At 70.5% G+C, this 18,230-nt stretch carries 15 protein-coding genes; 6 read left to right on the forward strand and 9 right to left on the reverse strand.

Annotated features, from left to right (window positions below; translation table 11 throughout):
- Positions 1–40: 40 nt before the first annotated feature.
- Together FV229_RS02590 and FV229_RS02595 are read left to right on the forward strand one after the other, a co-directional pair.
- On the forward strand, positions 41–2,929 hold the full coding sequence (locus FV229_RS02590; RefSeq protein ID WP_187275041.1) for an FAD-binding and (Fe-S)-binding domain-containing protein: 2,889 nt from the start codon (positions 41–43) through the stop codon (positions 2,927–2,929).
- A 72-nt stretch (positions 2,930–3,001) separates the two neighbouring features.
- Positions 3,002–3,703 (forward strand): GntR family transcriptional regulator, encoded by a 702-nt coding sequence (locus FV229_RS02595; RefSeq protein ID WP_147750437.1) that lies wholly within the window; start codon positions 3,002–3,004, stop codon positions 3,701–3,703.
- Between the two features lie 3 nt (positions 3,704–3,706).
- Here FV229_RS02595 and FV229_RS02600 read toward each other — a convergent pair whose 3' ends face one another.
- Both FV229_RS02600 and FV229_RS02605 read right to left on the reverse strand, forming a co-directional pair.
- On the reverse strand, positions 3,707–4,633 hold the full coding sequence (locus tag FV229_RS02600; RefSeq protein ID WP_147750438.1) for a class I SAM-dependent methyltransferase: 927 nt from the start codon (positions 4,631–4,633) through the stop codon (positions 3,707–3,709).
- A gap of 120 nt (positions 4,634–4,753) precedes the next feature.
- Positions 4,754–5,410: a GntR family transcriptional regulator gene (locus FV229_RS02605; RefSeq protein ID WP_147750439.1), complete on the reverse strand. Its 657-nt coding sequence runs from the start codon at positions 5,408–5,410 to the stop codon at positions 4,754–4,756.
- A gap of 161 nt (positions 5,411–5,571) precedes the next feature.
- Between FV229_RS02605 and dctP the strand changes: the two genes are divergently transcribed.
- Genes dctP through FV229_RS02620 form a run of 3 tightly spaced genes read left to right on the forward strand, consistent with a single transcriptional unit; the run spans position 5,572 to position 8,632 of the window.
- On the forward strand, positions 5,572–6,594 hold the full coding sequence (gene dctP, locus FV229_RS02610; RefSeq protein WP_147750440.1) for a TRAP transporter substrate-binding protein DctP: 1,023 nt from the start codon (positions 5,572–5,574) through the stop codon (positions 6,592–6,594).
- On the forward strand, positions 6,591–7,283 hold the full coding sequence (locus FV229_RS02615; protein WP_147750441.1) for a TRAP transporter small permease: 693 nt from the start codon (positions 6,591–6,593) through the stop codon (positions 7,281–7,283). The genes dctP and FV229_RS02615 overlap by 4 nt, the downstream gene beginning before the upstream one ends.
- Positions 7,280–8,632 (forward strand): TRAP transporter large permease, encoded by a 1,353-nt coding sequence (locus FV229_RS02620; protein ID WP_147750442.1) that lies wholly within the window; start codon positions 7,280–7,282, stop codon positions 8,630–8,632. The genes FV229_RS02615 and FV229_RS02620 overlap by 4 nt, the downstream gene beginning before the upstream one ends.
- A gap of 159 nt (positions 8,633–8,791) precedes the next feature.
- Here FV229_RS02620 and FV229_RS02625 read toward each other — a convergent pair whose 3' ends face one another.
- From FV229_RS02625 to FV229_RS02645, 5 genes are all read right to left on the reverse strand, one after another.
- The gene (locus tag FV229_RS02625) at positions 8,792–9,601 is read right to left on the reverse strand and encodes an enoyl-CoA hydratase/isomerase family protein (RefSeq protein WP_147750443.1); all 810 of its coding nucleotides are present in this window, start codon (positions 9,599–9,601) and stop codon (positions 8,792–8,794) included.
- A 22-nt stretch (positions 9,602–9,623) separates the two neighbouring features.
- Positions 9,624–10,844, reverse strand: a complete 1,221-nt coding sequence (locus FV229_RS02630) for a CoA transferase (protein ID WP_147750444.1) — start codon at positions 10,842–10,844, stop codon at positions 9,624–9,626.
- Between the two features lie 11 nt (positions 10,845–10,855).
- Positions 10,856–12,148: an MFS transporter gene (locus FV229_RS02635; RefSeq protein ID WP_147750445.1), complete on the reverse strand. Its 1,293-nt coding sequence runs from the start codon at positions 12,146–12,148 to the stop codon at positions 10,856–10,858.
- 318 nt (positions 12,149–12,466) lie between these two features.
- Positions 12,467–13,720, reverse strand: a complete 1,254-nt coding sequence (locus FV229_RS02640) for an MFS transporter (protein WP_147750446.1) — start codon at positions 13,718–13,720, stop codon at positions 12,467–12,469.
- 363 nt (positions 13,721–14,083) lie between these two features.
- Complete coding sequence (locus tag FV229_RS02645) at positions 14,084–14,350, reverse strand: hypothetical protein (RefSeq protein ID WP_246688023.1); 267 nt, start codon at positions 14,348–14,350, stop codon at positions 14,084–14,086.
- A gap of 435 nt (positions 14,351–14,785) precedes the next feature.
- Between FV229_RS02645 and FV229_RS02650 the strand changes: the two genes are divergently transcribed.
- Positions 14,786–15,772 carry a L,D-transpeptidase gene (locus tag FV229_RS02650; protein ID WP_187273630.1) on the forward strand — a complete coding sequence of 329 codons (987 nt, stop codon included), beginning with the start codon at positions 14,786–14,788 and terminating at the stop codon, positions 15,770–15,772.
- A gap of 60 nt (positions 15,773–15,832) precedes the next feature.
- Here FV229_RS02650 and glpX read toward each other — a convergent pair whose 3' ends face one another.
- Positions 15,833–16,828 (reverse strand): class II fructose-bisphosphatase, encoded by a 996-nt coding sequence (gene glpX / locus FV229_RS02655; RefSeq protein ID WP_147750447.1) that lies wholly within the window; start codon positions 16,826–16,828, stop codon positions 15,833–15,835.
- A gap of 148 nt (positions 16,829–16,976) precedes the next feature.
- A partial coding sequence (locus FV229_RS02660; protein WP_147750448.1) for a homoserine dehydrogenase occupies positions 16,977–18,230 on the reverse strand: 1,254 nt, incomplete at its 5' end.

An 18,230-nucleotide genomic window follows, 5' to 3' on the forward strand; every position in this document is an offset into this window, starting at 1 on the left:
ACGGCAAGGCGCGCGCGTCGCCGGGCGGAACGGCGCCGGCCTGGCGCGGCGGCTGGCGGAGGCGTTGCAGGGCGAGGCCCGATTCGACGCCTTCACGCGCGGGCGCTACGCGACGGACGCCTCGATCTACCAGATCATGCCGGCCGGCGTGGTGCTGCCGAAGAGCGCCGCCGACATCGCCGCGACCCTGACGATCGCCGCCGAGCATGGGGTGCCGGTGATCATGCGGGGCGGCGGCACCTCGCAGAACGGGCAGCCGATCGGCTCGGGGCTGGTGGTCGACTGCTCGCGCCACTTTAACGGCATCCGCGCCTACGACGCGCAGGCCGGCACCGTCACCGTCGAGCCGGGCATGGTGCTGGAGCGCCTGAACACCCGCGTGAAGGCCGACGGCTGGTTCTTCCCGGTGGAGCCCTCGACGGCGACCCGCTGCACCATCGGCGGCATGGCCGGCAACAATTCCTGCGGCGCCCGCTCCCTGCGCTTCGGCAAGATGAGCGACAACGTGCTCGGCCTGGAGGCGCTGTTCCACGATGCGGAAGCCTTCGGCTTCGGGCTAACGGGCAACGAATCCGGCGGCGTCACCGGCTCGGCCCGCGCCGAAGACCTCGCGCGCCGCATGATGGCGCTCGCCGAGTCGGAGCGCGCGGAAATCCTGGCGAAGTATCCGAAGGTCCAGCGCCGGGTCGGCGGCTACAACCTCGACGCGCTGATCGAGGCGCGGCCGAACCTCGCCCACCTGCTGGTCGGCTCGGAGGGGACGCTGGCGGCGACGACCTCGGTGACGCTGCAGCTGTCCCGGCTGCCGGCGCACCGGGTGATGGGGGTGTGCCACTTCCCGTCGTTCCGCTCCGCGATGGAGACCACGCGCCACATCGTCGACCTCGACCCGGTGGCGGTGGAGCTCGTCGACAACAACGTGCTGGTGCTCGGCGCCGACATCCCGCTGTTTCGCGCGACGCTGGCCGACATCACCCGCGGCACGCCGAACTGCCTGCTGCTCGCCGAATTCGCCGGCGAGGACCTCGCCGCGCTCGAGCGCGACCTCAAGCGCCTCGACGCCTGCATGGCCGACCACGGCTTCCCCGACGCGGTGGTCGAGATCCACGAGCCGTCGCGCCAGAAGTCGGTCTGGGAGGTGCGCGAAGCCTGCCTCAACATCATGATGTCGATGAAGGGGGACGCCAAGCCGGTCTCGTTCATCGAGGATTGCGCGGTGCCCCTCGAGCATCTGGCCGACTACACCGACGCCGTCACCGACGTGTTCACGAAGCACGGCACGCGCGGAACCTGGTACGCCCACGCCTCCGTCGGCTGCCTGCACGTCCGCCCGATCCTCGACATGAAGCTCGGCGGCGACGTCGCCAAGATGCGCGCCATCGCGGAGGAGACCTCCGAGCTGGTGCGCCGGTTCAAGGGCTCGTATTCCGGCGAGCACGGCGACGGCATCTCGCGCTCGGAATACATCGCGCCGCTGTTCGGGCCGCGCCTCGCCCGCGCGTTCGAGACCGTGAAGGACGCGTTCGACCCCGAGAACCGCCTGAACCCGGGCAAGATCGTGCGCCCGCTGTCGATGGACGACCGCGCGCTGATGCGGTTCGGGCCGGACTACCAGGTGGTCGCGCCGCGCGAGACCGCGCTCGACTGGCCCGAGGCCGGCGGCTTCGGCGGCGCCGTGGAGATGTGCAACAACAACGGCACCTGCCGGAAGCTCGCGGGCGGAGCGATGTGCCCGTCCTACCGCGTCACCCGCGAAGAGCAGCACCTGACGCGGGGCCGGGCGAACTCCCTGCGGCTGGCGATCTCGGGCCAGCTCGGCAAGGACGCGTTCACGTCGCCTGAGATGAAGCGCACGATGGACCTGTGCGTCTCGTGCAAGGCGTGCCGCCGCGAATGCCCGACCGGCGTCGACATGGCGCGGATGAAGGTCGAGTTCCTGCATCATTACCATGCCCGCCACGGCCTGCCGCTGAAGGACCGGCTGATCGGCGCGATGCCGCATTACGCCGGCGTCGCCGCGCGGCTGGCGCCGCTGCTGAACCTGCGCGACCGGGTGCCGGCGCTGGCGCGGATGTCCGAGCGCGTCGCGGGCCTCTCGGCGCGGCGCACGCTGCCGCGCTGGCGCCGGCCCTGGACGGAGGCCGGCGAGCCGGCCCACCCGCAGGACGTGGTGGGCGAGCACCGCGACGTGATCCTGTTCGGCGACACCTTCAACCGTGCCTTCGAGCGCGAGAACCTGGAGGCGGCCGAGCGGGTGCTCGCCGCCGCCGGCTACCGGCTGCACCGCGTCTTCCCGACCAAGGGCAAGCGCCCGCACTGCTGCGGGCGGACGTGGCTCGCCTCGGGCCAGACCGACCGGGCGCGCGCCGAGGCGCGCCGGACGCTCGACGCGCTCCTGCCCTTCGTCCGGGCCGGCGCCCGCGTGGTCGGGCTCGAACCGTCCTGCCTCCTCACCTTCCGCGACGAGTTCGTCGCCCTGCTGCCCGGGGCGGACGCGAACCTGCTGGCCAAGCAGAGCTTGCTGATCGAGGAACTGCTCGCCGCCGACCTCAAGGCCGGGCTGATCGCGCCCGACTTCGCCGACCAGGGCGGCCGCGTCGCGCACCTGCACGGCCATTGCCACCAGAAATCCTTCGGCGCGATGGGCGCGGTGGAGAGCGTGCTGCGCAGCGTGCCGGGGCTCGACGTCCGGCCGATCGAATCGAGCTGTTGCGGCATGGCCGGCGCCTTCGGCTACGGGCCTGAGACGGTCGACACCTCGCTGGCGATGGCCGAGCTGTCGCTGTTTCCGGCGTTGCGCAAGGCCGGCCCCGACGACCTCGTCGTCGCCGACGGCACCAGCTGCCGCCACCAGATCCACGACGGGCTCGGGATGACGGCGGAACATGTGGTCAGGGTCCTCGACCGGGCCCTGGCGCCTCGACACTGATTTGGGAGGCGCCTAAACAGGGTCGGCCTCCTGCTCGGCAGCGATAAGCATCGAACGCATGAAATCGACCGCATGAACAAGATCGATCCCGGACTCGGCATCAGTCGACGTTATCTTCACGACGAGGTGGCGGACCGGATTCGTGCGCTGATCCAATCCGGCGAGATGGAGCCGAAGGCCCGCGTCAACGAGGGCGAGCTGACCGAACGCTTCGGCATCTCGCGTACCCCCTTGCGCGAGGCGATCAAGATCCTCGCCACCGAAGGCCACCTCGAACTGCTGCCGAACCGCGGCGCCCGCGTCGCCAGCCTCTCGCAGGTCGAGATCGAGGAGATGATGGAGGTCATCGCCGGCCTCGAGGCGACGGCCGCCGACCTCGCCTGCCGCACCGTCACGGACGACGAGGTCGCCGCGATCCAAGCCGACCATGACGCGATGGTGGCGATGTGGAAGGCGTCCGACGAGGCCGGGTACTTCCGCCTCAACCGCCAGATCCACGAGGCGATCATGGCGGCGAGCCGCAACGCGACGCTGTCGGGGATCTACCGCAGCCTGTCGGGCCGCATCCAGCGCTCGCGCTACTCCGCCCACCAGACGCCCGAGCAGTGGACCCGGGCGATCGAGGAGCACGAGCGGATGGTGCAGCTCCTGCGCGGCCGCGACGGCCCCGCGCTCTCGCACCTGATGCGCGAGCATATCCGCGGCAAGAAGCCGGTCATCGCCGCCAACTTCGGCGACGCCGCCGCCGACCTGCCGGCGGACGCCGCCGGCTGACGATCAGTCGACGCGCCGCGTCTCGAACCAGAACGAGGCGCCGGGCAGGCCGGTGTCGTTCGGGTAGTGGAACGGGATTTCGAGGCCGCCGGCCGGCGCCGCGAACACGCGCTTCACCCGCGCCGCGAATTCCGGATCCTGGCACAGGTAGGTGACCGGCGCTGTCACCCGGAACGGCGGCCTTCCGCACATCAGCATCGCGGCGAGCAGGTACTGCTCGTTGTAGAGCCGGTGGTTCCAGGCGGTCGGGTAGTCGTCGGGAATGAAGATGTCGTGGATCTGCACGATCACGCCGGGCACCAGGCGCGGAAGGATCTCGAAGAAGAACACCACCACGTCCGAGTTGGCGAAGGCCCGGTGCGACCCATCGAAGAACAGGACATCGCCCGCCTGCAACGTGTCGAACACCGTGAGGTCGCAGTCTTCGAGCGGCTGGCGGATCACCGCGTCGCAGATCCGGTCGATGTGCCGGCGCGGGTTGGGATCGATCGAGGTCATCCGGGTCGGGAGCGACAGCCGCTCCACCGTGCGGCGCGCGAAGCAGGTCGAGGTGCCCGAACCGATCTCGACGTAGCGGGCCGGCCGCTTCCAGGCGAGGAAGGTCATGAGCGCGGCGGCGTCCAGCGCCGTGAACCAGGTGTTGTCCCAGCACGGCGCGGTCGGGTCCGCAGGGTCGGGCGCGTGGGCGACGCCGTGGATCAGCGCAGCGTGATCCTCGAGCGCGGATACGAAACGCGCGTAGTCCGGCCGCCCCTGGTCGAGCACCGCCCGCAGCCGGCTGTGCGGCGGCGTCTGCGGCTGCCAGCGCGCTTGCGGCATGACCGGATAGTAGTCGTGGACGGTGTGGCTCCACCGGAACGGATCGGTGCTCGCGCGGAAGATGTCGAGGCCGGCCTTCCGACCCGCGCTTTGAACCAACTGCTTGAGCATCGACGCCTCCGACCGGCCCATCCCGACGAGGCGGATCGTAGCAGCAAATACAATCTTGGGTTGAGTTGTTCTGCGTAGCGCTCTGCACCGATTGCAAACGCGGTGAACGGGATTCCCGCCTCAGGCGGCGTCGCCGAGCGAGCGCAGGCCGGCGACGAGGTCCGAGAAGCGGTCGCCCTGCACCACCACGTGCGTGCGCAGGCGTTCGCCCGCCGCCGCGTCGTCGCCGGCGAGGATCGCCGCGACGATGCCGGCATGTTCCGCCAGCGACTGGCCGAGGCGGTGGCGCGTCCGCAGCTGAAGGCGGCGATAGGGGGCCAGCCGCCGGCTCAGCAGGCGGGCCTGCTCGGCGAGGAACGCGTTGCGGCAGGCGCCGTAGACCACGGCGTGAAACACTTGGTTCTCGGCGTAGTAGCCCTCGGTGTCGCCGGCCGCCGCCGACGCCTCGCAGGCCGCGAGCGCCGCCTTCAGCGCCGCCTCGTGGTCGGGGGTCAGGCGCCGCGCGGCGAAGCGCCCGCAGGCCGCCTCCAGTTCCGCCATGGTCTCGAACATCGCCAGCAGGTGCTGCGGCTCCGGCGCGCTGACGATCGTGCCCTTGCGCGGCTTGGTCTCGACGAGCCCGGTGACGGCCAGCTGCAGCAGCGCCTCGCGGATCGGCGTGCGCGACACCCCGAACCGCTCGGCGAGCATCACCTCGTCGAGGCGCGCGCCGACGGCAAGATGGCCAGCAACGATCTCATCCTCGATGGTCTGCCGCAGGCGCTGTGCCTGGCTCATCGCTGGACGCCTCCCGATCGTGACGATTCCCGAGAACTCATTATGCAGGGGCGTTGACAAAATATACAAGAGCTCGTTCAATATATACCAAGCGTTGCATTCACTATATTGTGCAGCGCAAAAACAAGACAGTCGCGATTGTGCGACGCGGGAGAAACAGCATGACGCCGACCCGACGCGCCCTCCTCGCCGGCGGCCTCGCCGCACCCGCCCTCCTGCACTTCGGCCGCGGCGCCGCCCAGGCCGCGACGGTGCTGAAGCTCTCCCACCAGTTCCCCGGCGGCACCATCGACGAAGGCGACTTCCGCGATCGCATGTGCCGCAAGCTCGCCAAGGCGGTCGGCGAGCGCTCGAAGGGCGCGCTCGAGGTGCAGGTCTATCCCGGCTCGTCGCTGATGAAGACCAACGCCCAGTTCGGCGCGATGCGCAAAGGCGCGCTCGACATGTCGCTCTACCCCTCGCCCTACGCCGGCGGCGAGATCCCCGAGTTGAACATCGGCCTGATGCCGGGGCTCGTGACCTCCTACGCGCAGGGCGTCGCCTGGAAGGCGGCTCCGGTCGGCCGCAAGCTCACCGAGATCCTCGACGCCAAGGGCATCGTCCTGGTCTCCTGGGTCTGGCAGGCGGGCGGCGTCGCCAGCCGCGAGCGCCCGCTCTACGCGCCGGCCGACGCCAAGGGCCTCAAGGTCCGCGGCGGCTCGCGCGAGATGGACCTGATGATGAAGCAGGCGGGCGCGGCCACCCTCTCGATCCCGTCGAGCGAATCCTACGCGGCGATGCAGACCGGCGCGTGCGACGCGGTCATCACCTCCTCCACCAGCCTGATCTCGTTCCGCCTGGAGGAGCTGTCGAAGGCGCTGACCTCGGGGCGCGAGCGCTCCTACTGGTTCATGCTCGAGCCGATCATGATGTCGAAAGCGATCTTCAGCGGGCTGCCGAAGGACCAGCAGGACCTGATCATGGCGGTCGGCGCCGAGCTCGAATCCTTCGGACAGGACGGCGCCAAGGCCGACGACACCCATGTCGAGCAGGTCTTCTCGAAGGCCGGCGCCAAGGTGCAGAACCTCGACGAGAAGACCATGGGGCAGTGGCGCGACATCGCCCGCGACACGGCGTGGAAGGACTACGCGGCCAAGAACGCGCAGTGCGCCGAGCTCCTCAAGCTGGCGGAGCAGGTCGCGTGAGCCACGCCTTCGACGCGGCCTCGGCCGCCTCCGAGAAGGCGGTCGCCGAGCCCCGGATCCCCGGCGCGCTCGGCGTCATGGACCGGGCGATGAAGCGCCTGAACGGGGTGATCATGGTGTTCGGCGGGCTCGCGCTCGTCGGCGCCTGCCTCGTGCTGAGCTACAGCGTGGTGATCCGCTACGTCCTGCACGAGCCGACCGACTGGCAGGACGAGATGGCGGTGTTCCTGATCGTCGGCGCGACCTTCTTCTCGGCCGCCGCCGTCCAGGCCAAGCGCGGCCACGTGGCGATCGAGGCGCTGACCGGGTTCCTGTCGCCGAAGGTCAACCGCGCCCGCCTGTTGATGGCGGACATGATCAGCTTCGTCTTCGTGGTGTTCTTCGCCTGGAAGAGCTGGACGCTGTTCCACGAGGCTTACGTCGACGGGCAGGTCTCGCAATCGAGCTGGGGCCCGCCGCTGGCGATCCCCTACGCCCTGATGGCGGTCGGCATGAGCCTGCTCGGCATCCAGTTCGCCGTGCAGATCGTCCAGGCCCTCACCTACGGTCCGAACTCCGCCGGCTGGGTCGCCCCGAAGGTCGGCCTCGGTCCCGACCTGAACACAGACATGCACGGACGGCCGGACGTGACCCCGCGGGGCACGGACCCGATGGGCGACACCGTCGACACCGCGAGGATCACCCGATGAGCACCGCCGCGATCGGCTTCCTCTATGCCGGGGCGACCCTCTCGGCGATGCTGGCCGGCATCCCCATCGCCTTCGCGCTCGGCTTCGTCGCGCTGGCGTTCATGTTCGTCTTCATGCCGGCGGCCTCGCTCGATACCGTGGCGCAGAACGTCTACGAGGAAATGGCCTCGATCACCCTGCTCTCGATCCCGCTCTTCATCCTGAAGGGCGCGGCGATCGGGCGCTCGAAGGCGGGCCAGGACCTCTACTCGGCCATGCACGCCTGGATGCACCGCATCCCGGGGGGGCTGGGCATCGCCAACGTCTTCGCCTGCGCGCTGTTCGCCGCGATGGCGGGGTCCTCGCCCGCCACCTGCTCGGCCATCGGCTCGGCCGGCATCCCGGAGATGCGCAAGCGCGGCTACTCGCCGGGCTTCGCCGCCGGCATCATCGCGGCCGGCGGGACGCTCGGCATCCTGCTGCCGCCCTCGATCACCATGATCCTCTACGCGGTGGCCGCCGAGCAGTCGCTCGGGCGCCTGTTCCTGGCCGGCATCGGGCCGGGGCTGCTGCTGGTCGGGCTGTTCGCGGCCTGGGCGGTGTTCCGCTTCCGCGCCGAGTACGCCACCGCGAAGGCCGCCTACGAGCGCGGCGGCGTCCAGTCGCCGATCCTGGCGGACGACACCTACAGCATGCGCCAGCGCTTCGAGACGCTGCCGCGGGTGCTGCCCTTCGTGGTGCTGCTCACCGGCGTGATGGTCGCGCTCTACGGCGGCTACGCCACGCCCTCCGAGACGGCCGGCCTCGGCGGCCTGCTGGCGCTCGGCCTGATCGCGGTGATCTACGGCGTCTGGCGCCCGAAGGACGTCAGCCCGATCCTCACCGCGACGTTGCGCGAGTCGACCATGCTGATGCTGATCATCGGCATGTCGCTGCTCTACGCCTACGTGATGAGCTACCTGCACATCTCGCAGTCGGCGGCCGCCGCGATCGTGGCGATGCAGCTTTCCCCCTGGGTGCTGCTGGTGACGATCCTCGGGCTGGTGATCGGGCTCGGCTTCTTCCTGCCGCCGGTCTCGATCATCCTGATGACCGCACCGATCATCCTGCCGCCGCTGAAGGCCGCGGGCTTCGATCTGGTCTGGTTCGGCGTGGTGATGACGATCACCATGGAGATGGGGCTGATCCACCCGCCGGTGGGCTTGAACATCTTCGTCATCAAGAACATCGCCCCCGACATCCCGCTCTCGGACATCATCTGGGGGACGCTCCCCTTCGTGGTGCTGATGGCGGTGGCGATCCTGATCCTGTGCCTCGTGCCGGGCATCGCCCTGTGGCTGCCCGACCTGCTGCTGCCGTCCACGCGGTAGCGCGCCCCTCCTCCCCTCTCCCCGCGGGCGGGGAGAGGCCCGGCTGCACCCCGTCGTGCAACCGGGGGAGCGGAGGCGTAGCCGAAGCGGTGGTGAGGGCGGTCGTGCGAGGTGGAAGGTGTCAGGCGTGGCGCAGGGAAAGGGCGCCCCTTCGCGCCGCTACCGCCCCTGCCAATCCGGCGCGCGCTTGCCCAAGAACGCTTCCATGCCCTCGCGAAAATCGCGGCTCATGTAGCAGCTGAGGATCAGGTCGTCGCCGGGCTGCGGCTCGCCCTCGGGGGCGGTGGCCTCTTCGGCGAGCCGGCGCAGGCCTTCCTTGGTGGCCTGCATCGTCAGGGGCGCGTGGCCGGCGACCAGCGTCGCCAGCTCGGTCGCGCGCGCGGCGAGCGCTGCGGCGTCCGCCACCACCTCGCCGACGAGGCCGATGGTCAGCGCCTCCTCGGCGCCGACGAGGCGGGCGGTGAAGATGATGTCCTTCACCCGCGCCGGGCCGATCAGGTCGGACAGCCGCTTGAGGTTGCCCTGAGACAGGCAGTTTCCGAGCGTGCGGGCGATCGGGAAGCCGAAGCGTGCGTCGCGCGTGGCGACGCGCAGGTCGCAGGCGGCGGCGATCGCCGCCCCTCCCCCCGTGCAGGCGCCCGCGATGGCGGCGATGGTCGGCACCCGCATCCGCTCCAGCGTGCCGAGCACCCGGTCCATGAAGCGCTCGTAGCCCAGCGCATCCTCCGCGGTCTCGAAGCTGCGGAACTGGGCGATGTCGGTGCCGGCGGCGAACGCCTTCTCGCCGGCCCCGGTGATGACCAGCGCCTTGACCGACGCGTCCTCCTGGATCCGCAGGCACTGGGTCACCAGGCCTTCGTACATCGCGAAGGTCAGGGCGTTGCGGGCCTGGGGCCGGTTGAGGACGATGCGGGCGATGGCGCCGTCCTGGGAGACCAGCAGTTCATCGGTCGGGGCGGCGTCGCTCATGGTCGAAGTCCTCATCCAATCGTCACGCCGTCGTCTCGCCCACGACGCCCGCCGCGATCAAGCCGTCGATCGCCGCGTCGTCGTAGCCGGCCCCGCGCAGGATCGCGCGCGAGTGCTCGCCGAACAGCGGCGCCGGGCCGTGGACCTTGCCCGGCGTCGCCGAGAACTTCACCGGCAGGCCGAGCGTCGTCATCGACCCTGCCCGGGGGTGCTCGACCGAGACCACCATCTCGCGGGCCAGCGTGTGGGGATCGCGGTGCATCTGGTTCACGTCGAGCACCGGGCCGGCCGGCACGCCGCCGGCCTCCAGCCGCGCGAGCCACGCCTCGGAGGTGTCGCCCCGGAAGTAGGGCGCGAGCGCCTCGGCCAGCGCGATGCGGTGCTCCATGCGCCCGGCGTTAAGCGAAAAGCGCGGGTCGGCGGCGAGCGTGTCGGCGCCGAGCACGTCGAGGAGGCGCAGCCAGTTGGTCTGGTTGGCCGCGCCGATGGTGATCCAACCGTCCTGCGTCTCGAAGGCCTCGTAGGGGGCGTTCAGCGGGTGGGCCGAGCCCATCGGCCCCGGCGCCACGCCGGTCGCCATGGCGATCGCCGACTGCCAGTAGGTCAGGGTGATGCCGGCCTCGAACAGGGAGGTGTCGACCACCTGGCCCTGCCCGGTCTTGAGGCGGTGGGTGTAGGCGGCGAGCACCCCCATCGCCGCGAGGATGCCGGCGGTGATGTCGGTGACCGGCGGCCCGCACTTCATCGGCGGCTCGCCGGGCCCGGCGCCGGTGACGCTCATCAACCCGCTCATGCCCTGCGCGACGAGGTCGAACCCGGCCCGCTCCGCGTAGGGGCCGGAGCGGCCGAAGCCCGAGAGCGAGCAGTAGACGAGCGCCGGATGGCGCGCGCGCAGGGCTTCGTAGCCGAGGCCGAGCTTCTCCATCGTGCCGGCGCGGTAGTTCTCGATCAGCACGTCGGCGTCGGCCAGCAGCCGGTGGAGCACCGCCTTGCCGGCCTCGCTCTTGAGGTCGAGGGCCAGCCCGCTCTTGCCGCGGTTCATCATCATGTAGGCGGCGCTCTCGCCTTCGATCGAGGGCGGCACCGAGCGCCGGGTGTCGTCGCCGCCGGGGATCTTCTCGACCTTGATCACCTCGGCACCCATGTCGCCGAGCATCAGGCCGCAGACCGGGCCCGCCATGATGTGGGCGAGCTCGATCACTTTTACGCCCGCGAGCGGGCCTTCGCGTCGTGCGTCCACCATCGCCATCCGCCTCAGCGCACCGGCGCGACCGCGACGGGCGGGATACCACCCGCCTCCGCCGGCTCCACGAAGGGGCGCTCGGGGTGCATGGTGAAGGCGGTGGCGGCACCCAGCAGGCACAGGCCGATCGAGCCGGCGAACGGCAGCGTCCAATCGCCGGTCATGTCGACGATCAGGCCGAACACGATCGGCGAGACGATGGCGGCGATCGCCGAGCCGGTGTTCATCAGCCCGCTCGCGGTGCCGGCGAACTTCGGCGCGATGTCCATCGGCACCGACCAGATCGGGCCGATGACCAGCTCGGCGAAGAAGAAGCCCGAGGAGAGCAGCAGGGCGACGTAGGTGAGGTCGCGGGTGAAGAACACGCCCGTCAGGCTCGCCGCGGCGCCGAGGAAGCCGACGACGATGATCGACAGCCGCGCGAGCTTGAGGTTGCCGGTCTTCTCGAAGATGCGGTCCGAGAGCACGCCGCCGAGCGTGTCGCCGACGACGCCGGCGAAGAACACGCCCGAGGCGAACAGCGCCGAGTTCTTCAGGTCGAGGCCGTAGCTCTGCTTGAAGAAGCTCGGCAGCCAGCCGAGGAACAGCCACAGGGTCCAGCCGTAGCAGAAGTAGGTGATGGTGACGGGCAGGATGCGCTTGGTCAGCGCGCCCCACGGCACCGACTGCTGGGCCCCGACCTTGCGCGGCGGCGGCAGCTGGTCGAGCTCGGCTTGCGTGATCGCCTTGTGGTCGGACGGGTCATCACGGAAATAGAGGTACCAGATCACGACCCAGACGAAGCTGATCGCGCCGAGGATGACGAAGCTCGAACGCCAGCCGAAATGGTAGATCAGGAAGGCGACGATCGGCGGCGCCACGGCGTTGCCGAGCCGCGCGAAGGCGTGGGTGATGCCCTGCGCGAAGCCGCGACGGCCCGGCGCCGTCCAGTTCTGCATGGCGCGGGTCGCGGTCGGGAAGGTCGCGCCCTCGCCGAAGCCCAGCAGCACGCGGGCGAGAAACAGGCTGACGAGGCCGCCGACGAAGCCGGTGAGGATCGTCGCCGTGGCCCAGATCAACCCGCAGACCAGGAGCGTGCGCCGCGCGCCGAACTTGTCGCCGACCGATCCGCCGATCACCTGGAAGATCGCGTAGGGGTAGGCGAAGGCCGAGAGGATCAGGCCGAACTGCGTGTTCGACATGCCGAGATCCTTGATGATCACGGCGCCCGCGGTGGCGATGTTCACCCGGTCGAGATAGGTGATGAAGTACATCAGGCAGAGCAGGAACAGCACGCTGTTCGTGGCGCTCAGGCGCTTGATCATGGCGTCGATCCTCCGGCACGGCGTTCTTGCGCAGCGTTCTTGGCAGCCGCCTTGTGGCGGTCCGCGCCGTCACCCTGGCCTCGGCGACCGGGTGCGGCGTTTCGCATTACGTATTCAGTACGCTCGGCCTATGCCGGAGTGCAACCACGGGTGTTAGGAATCAGGCGTTTTCCGCCCGCACGATCCACCGCGGACGGGTGGCGGGTCGGAAGCCGGGCTACGCCGGGCAAGCCTCGTTCGCATCCGGCCCATCAGGTCGCCGGACGAACGAAAACGGGGGCCGAAGCCCCCGTTTCCCGTTCGATCATGAGAGGCCGGTCAGGCCGTGACGGGACGCATTCCGCTGGCCTGGGCGGGCGTCGCTGAGGGATCGAGCACCTTGCCGCGCGGGCCGACCCAGGCGCCGACCCACTTGCGCTGCCACAGGAACAGGCAGCCGAGCACCACGGCGGCGAAGACCGCGTAGACGACGAAGCCGGTGGCGAAGGCGCCGGTGTACTGCTTCGAGAAGCCCATCACGTTCGGCAGGATCGCGCCGCCGAGCGCCCCGATCTCGCCGATCATCGAGCCCGACACCGCGGTGTTGGTGGGGTAGCGCAGCGGGACGAGCTGGAACAGGGCGCCGTTGCCGGCGCCGAGCGCCGCGAAGCACAACATGAACAGGATCGTGGTGGCGGCCAGCGACGGGGTGGCGGTGAGCGCAAGGAACGAGGCGATCGAGGCGAGCAAGACCACCGACAGCACGGCGATGCCGCCGAGCCGGTCGGCGAAGTAGCCGCCGAGGATGCGGATGCCCGAGCCCATGAAAGCCGCGAGCATGGTCAGGCGCCCGGCCTCGACCTTCGTGACCGCGAACTGCTCGTAGAAGAACGTCGGCAGGAAGTTCGACAGGCCGATGAAGCCGCCGAAGGTGATGACGTAGATCAGCGAGAAGGCCCAGCCGTCCTTGGTGAACAGGCAGGAGATGTGGTCCTTGAACGACTGGTGCTCGAGGTCCGGCGGCTCCTTGGCGAGCACGATCATCACGATCAGCGGGATCGCCATGACGCAGCCGGCGAAGCCGTAGACCGCCTGCCAGCCGTAGGCCTGGGCCAGCGGCGGCGCGAACAGCACCGCGAGCACGGTGCCGGAATTGCCGGCGCCGGCGATGCCCATGGCGAGGCCCTTGTGCTCCGGCGGGAACCAGCCCGAGCCGAGCGACAGGGCGACGCCGAACGAGGCGCCGGCGATGCCGAGCAGCACGCCCATGGCGAGCACGTCGTTGTAGGTCGAGATGAAGAAGAAGCCGTAGGCCATCGCGAGCATGATGACGCCCATCTCGGTGATGGCGGCGTTCTTCCGGCCGATATACTGGGCGAGCACGCCGAGCGGGAAGCGCATGATCGCGCCCGCGAGGATCGGCAGCGAGATCATGAACCCGGTCTGGGCCGGGGACAGCTTGTAGGTCTCGGTGATGAACGGCCCCATGGCGCCGTTCAGGACCCAAATCGCGAAGCAGAAGTCGAAGTAGAGGAAGGCGGCGAACAGCGTCGGGGGGTGTCCCGACTTCATCACGGTCTTGAAGGAGGCCATCGTGGGTGCTCGTCTTGATCGAGCGGGCGCCTTCGCGCCGCCGCTCATGCCGGAGGAACCGGACTCACACCGTCCGCTTTGCGAGGCTTCGTTGCCCAGCGCGCCGCGCGCCGCGCGGCGATCTCCGGAAAAGCAGCAAACGTGCCAGACGTGGCGGGGCGGCCTGGCCAGGCGCAGCCCCCGTTGAAGGCCTGCGGCGCAGCCGACGAAGACTGAGGGAAACGGCCAAGCCGCGGGCACTAGATGCCGGGATTCGCGGCAACGATGCCTAGGCGGCATGCGGTCGGGCGCGGACGCCCAAACCGGAGGCAACCCGCGAGGCTCGAGGAGCGAACGATCACATAGGAGTCGATGACGGCTGCGTCAGTGACAGGTGGTGATGGTCTTCACGATCCAGCCCTGCTCCGGCTGCCACAGCTTGCGCCGGGCGCGGGTGCAATCGGCCGGCGCGGTCCCGGAGGTCCACGCGCCCGTCGGCTCGGACGGCGGCGGCGGCTCGACGGTCTGGACCGGGCGCGGACGCTCCGGACGCCGCGCCGCCTCCCGTGCGGGTGCGGGCGTCGCGACGACGCAGGCGAGCGCCAGGAGCGACGCCGCGAGGCGCGCGCGCAAGTTCGAAGCGGATGTCACGGGGAGATGTCCGAAGATCGAGAGGGCTGCGATACTGTTGCCGTCAGGTCGGGCGACAAATCAATCGCCCCGTCGCAACTTGTCCCCGCTCTGCCGACGAGGACGGCACATGGTAAAGGCTTGCCGCCGCGACGCCGGCGGATTTCACGGGTCAGATTTCGGCCCGGCGGTTGCGCGACACTTGAGGTGTCGCGGCCGGGCCGCGCCCCGTTGAAGACCTGGACCGACAGGGCTGCCACCGTTGCAAGGAATCGACGCCGCCCCAGGAAACGGATTCCGCAACGCGGCGAAGGATGACGCGACGGGCCGTGACTTGCTAAGCCTTGCCCGTCACCACCGGATCGCGGCCGCCTGCCGCTCGACCGCGTGACTCAAGGTTCCGTGCCGGCCCGTCGCCGGCCCGGGGACCTCGGATCAAGGACGTTTCGAACCGCCATGCCGAATACTTTGCGAAGCCTCCTGCTCGCCGGCGCGATGACCGGCCTCGCGAGCCTGTCCGCGACCGCTCCCGTGCACGCCCAGGGGCGGGGCGCCCTCGCGTCGAGCGCCATCGACGGCGTCGGCGACGACGACCGCCTGTTCCAGGACCAGTCCGGCGCGCTCTACCGCCTCCGCGGCGGCCGCTACGAGCCCTATGCCGGCCGCGTCGAGTTCGGCCGCGCCGTGCCCGACCGCGCCACGGCCTCGGAGCGCCGCCCCATCCCCGAGCGCCAGCAGCTCGCCGGGCGCCCGCCCGAGACCTTGCAGGAGAGCCCGGCCGACGCGCCCGCCGCGCCGCTCACCGTCGGCCCGAAGCCCGGCGCCAACCAGCTCTCCCCGGCGATGGCCGCGGCGATCAACCGGCCGGTCGACAACGGCCCGATCAACTACGACAAGGCCTACGGCGCGATCGCCGACGACGCGTTCCCGGTGGCGGCCTTCAACTGGAAGAAGGCCAACCCGGCGTTCCTGCGCCAGGAGATCGCCTATACCGGCCCCTACGAGCCCGGCACGATCGTGGTCGACCCGCGGGCGCACCAGCTCACCCTGGTCCAGGCGGACGGCCGGGCGCGGCGCTACGGCGTCGGCGTCGGCAAGCAGGGCTTCTCGTGGTCGGGCGCCGCGACGGTGAACCTGAAGCAGGCCTGGCCGGATTGGTACCCGCCGAAGGAGATGATCGCCCGCACGCCGCACCTGGCGCGCGAAGTCGACACGCTGCCGAGCGGCGTCGGCGTCCCCGGCGGCAACCGCAACCCGCTGGGCGCCCGCGCCATGTACCTGTGGCAGGGCAACAAGGACACGCTGTTCCGCATCCACGGCACGCTGGATCCGAACTCGATCGGCAAGAGCGTCTCGTCGGGCTGCATCCGCATGATCAACCAGGATGCGATCGACCTGTTCAGCCGCGTCAACGTCGGCACCAAGGTCGTCGTCCTGAACTGAGCGGGAATCGACCGCGCCGTCCGCGGGGGGGAAGCCCGGGCGGACGGCGTTCGCGTTCGATCAGTCCGCGTTGCGCTCGGCGCGGCGGTGCTCGCCGAGGATGCGCCGCACCGTGCCGGTGGCCGAGCGGTAGACCACGGTCTCCGTCTCGATGACGCCGGGCTTGAAGCGCACGCCGCGCAGAAGCGCCCCGTCGGTGACGCCGGTCGCCGCGACGGTGACGTCGCCGCGGGCCAGATCCGTCAGCTCGTATTTCCGGTTCGGGTCGCCGATGCCCATGTCCTGCGCCCGCCGGCGCTTCTCCGGCGTGTCGAGGATCAGCCGGCCCTGCATCTGGCCGCCGATGCAGCGCAGCGCGCCGGCCGCGATCACGCCCTCGGGCGCCGCGCCGATCCCGAGATAGATGTCGACGCCGGTCTCGTCGGGCGAGTTGGTGAAGATGATCCCGGCGATGTCGCCGTCGGAGATCAGGCGGACGCCCGCCCCCGTGGCGCGGATCGCGGCGACGAGGTCGCCGTGCCGCGGCCGGTCGAGGACGATCGCGACGACCTGCGAGGTCGGCACGCCCTTGGCGCGGGCGAGCGCGGCGATGTTGTCGGCGGGGCTGGCGTCGAGGTCGACGAGGCCGGGCGGATAGCCGGGGCCGATCGCGATCTTCTGCATGTAGACGTCGGGGGCGGCGAGCAGCGAGCCGCGCTCGGCCATCGCCATGATCGCGATCGCGCCGGGCATGTCCTTGGCGCAGAGCGTCGTGCCCTCCAGCGGGTCGACCGCGAGGTCGACGCGGGGGCCGCCGCCGCTGCCGAGGCGCTCGCCGATGAACAGCATCGGCGCCCGGTCGCGCTCGCCCTCGCCGATCACCACGGTCCCGTCGATCGGCAGCGCGTTGAGCTCGGCCCGCATCGCGTCGACGGCGGCCTGGTCAGCGGCCTTCTCGTTGCCCTGCCCGCGCAGGGCCGCCGCCGCGATGGCCGCGCGCTCGGTCACGCGTGCGAGTTCGAGGGTGAGCGTGCGCGCGACGACGCTCCGCGAGCCCTGGATGAGCGCCTCGTCCATCGTTTCCCAAGCCCTTCCCGCGGCCCGAACGTTTTCGGTGCCCCTGCTCCTACAGCCTACCGCGGCTAGGATGCACGAAAATAACTTGGGTTTTCGATTTTGGGTGCAATCGGCACGATAGTGCCGTCCGGCTAGGCGCCGACGCGGCCTATTCGCGCTCGATGCGGATGAGCTGCGGCGCCTCGGCCAGCAGCCCGTCGCCGGCGATGGCGTCGAGGGCCGCGCGGATGTTCCCTTCCGTCGCCGCGTAGGTGATCAGCACCAGCGGCACCGGCTGGCCGGAGCGGCCCTTCGGATCGCTTTCCGCCATCTCGCCGGTGCGGCGCTGCAGGATGCTCTCGAGCGAGATCTCGCGCTCGGCCATGCGGGTGGCCACGCCCGCCGCGACGCCGGGCCGGTTGTGGACCGTGAGGCGGATGTAATAGCCGCCCTCGTGCCGCTGCATCTCGACCCGCTCGGCCGGGCGCAGGGACGCGGTCGGGCAGCCGAAGGTCGGGCGGCTCAGGCCGGCGGCGAGGTCGGCGATGTCGGCGACCACCGCGGAGGCGGTCGCCTCGCCGCCGGCGCCCGGGCCGATCAGGGTCAGCTCGCCGACGGCGTCGGCATCGATCGTCACCGCGTTGGTCACGCCCATCACCTGGGCGATGCTCGAGGATTTCGGCACCATGGTCGGGTGCACGCGCTGCTCGATCCCCGCCTCGGTCGCCTGCGCGACGCCGAGCAGCTTGATCCGGTAGCCGAGCTCCTCGGCCATCAGCAGGTCGAGGGGCTTCACCCCGGAGATGCCCTCCACCGAGACGCCCTCGGCGTCGATCGAGGTGCCGAAGGCGAGGCTCGTGAGGATCGCGAGCTTGTGGGCGGTGTCGAAACCCTCGACGTCGAAGGTCGGGTCGGCCTCGGCATAGCCCAGGGCCTGCGCATCCTTAAGGCAGGCCTCGAAGGTCAGGCCCTCGCGCTCCATCCGGGTGAGGATGTAGTTGCAGGTGCCGTTCATGATTCCGTAGACGCGGCTCACGGCGTTGCCGGCCAGGCCTTCGCGGATCGCCTTGATCACCGGGATGCCGCCCGCGACCGCCGCCTCGTAGGCGAGCGCGACGCCCGCGGTCTCGGCCGACTTCGCCAGCGCCGCGCCGTGGAGCGCCAGCAGCGCCTTGTTCGCGGTGACGACCGGCTTGCCGGCGGCGAGCGCGGCCTCGACCACGGCCTTGGCCGGCCCCTCCGAACCGCCGATCAGCTCGACCACGCAGTCGACCTCGGCCGAGCGCGCCATCTCCACCGGATCGTCGAACCAGTGCAGCCCGGCGACGTCGAACCCGCGGTCGCGGGTGCGGTCGCGGGAGGAGACGGCGACGACGCGGATGTCGCGGCCGGTGGCGGCGGCGAGCGCGGCGGCCCGGCGCGC

It is taken from the genome of Methylobacterium sp. WL120, assembly GCF_008039465.1.
GTDB classification, from domain to species: Bacteria; Pseudomonadota; Alphaproteobacteria; order Rhizobiales; family Beijerinckiaceae; genus Methylobacterium; species Methylobacterium cerastii.

Bases quoted from the DNA above. Each gene is read 5' to 3' on its own strand.
- FV229_RS02620 (WP_147750442.1), top strand. From the start codon at position 7,280: ATGAGCACCGCCGCGATCGGCTTCCTCTATGCCGGGGCGACCCTCTCG.
- FV229_RS02640 (WP_147750446.1), bottom strand. From the start codon at position 13,720: ATGGCCTCCTTCAAGACCGTGATGAAGTCGGGACACCCCCCGACGCTG.
- dctP (WP_147750440.1), top strand. From the start codon at position 5,572: ATGACGCCGACCCGACGCGCCCTCCTCGCCGGCGGCCTCGCCGCACCC.
- FV229_RS02630 (WP_147750444.1), bottom strand. From the start codon at position 10,844: ATGGTGGACGCACGACGCGAAGGCCCGCTCGCGGGCGTAAAAGTGATC.
- FV229_RS02650 (WP_187273630.1), top strand. From the start codon at position 14,786: ATGCCGAATACTTTGCGAAGCCTCCTGCTCGCCGGCGCGATGACCGGC.
- FV229_RS02605 (WP_147750439.1), bottom strand. From the start codon at position 5,410: ATGAGCCAGGCACAGCGCCTGCGGCAGACCATCGAGGATGAGATCGTT.
- FV229_RS02595 (WP_147750437.1), top strand. From the start codon at position 3,002: ATGAACAAGATCGATCCCGGACTCGGCATCAGTCGACGTTATCTTCAC.
- FV229_RS02625 (WP_147750443.1), bottom strand. From the start codon at position 9,601: ATGAGCGACGCCGCCCCGACCGATGAACTGCTGGTCTCCCAGGACGGC.
- FV229_RS02635 (WP_147750445.1), bottom strand. From the start codon at position 12,148: ATGATCAAGCGCCTGAGCGCCACGAACAGCGTGCTGTTCCTGCTCTGC.
- glpX (WP_147750447.1), bottom strand. From the start codon at position 16,828: ATGGACGAGGCGCTCATCCAGGGCTCGCGGAGCGTCGTCGCGCGCACG.
- FV229_RS02600 (WP_147750438.1), bottom strand. From the start codon at position 4,633: ATGCTCAAGCAGTTGGTTCAAAGCGCGGGTCGGAAGGCCGGCCTCGAC.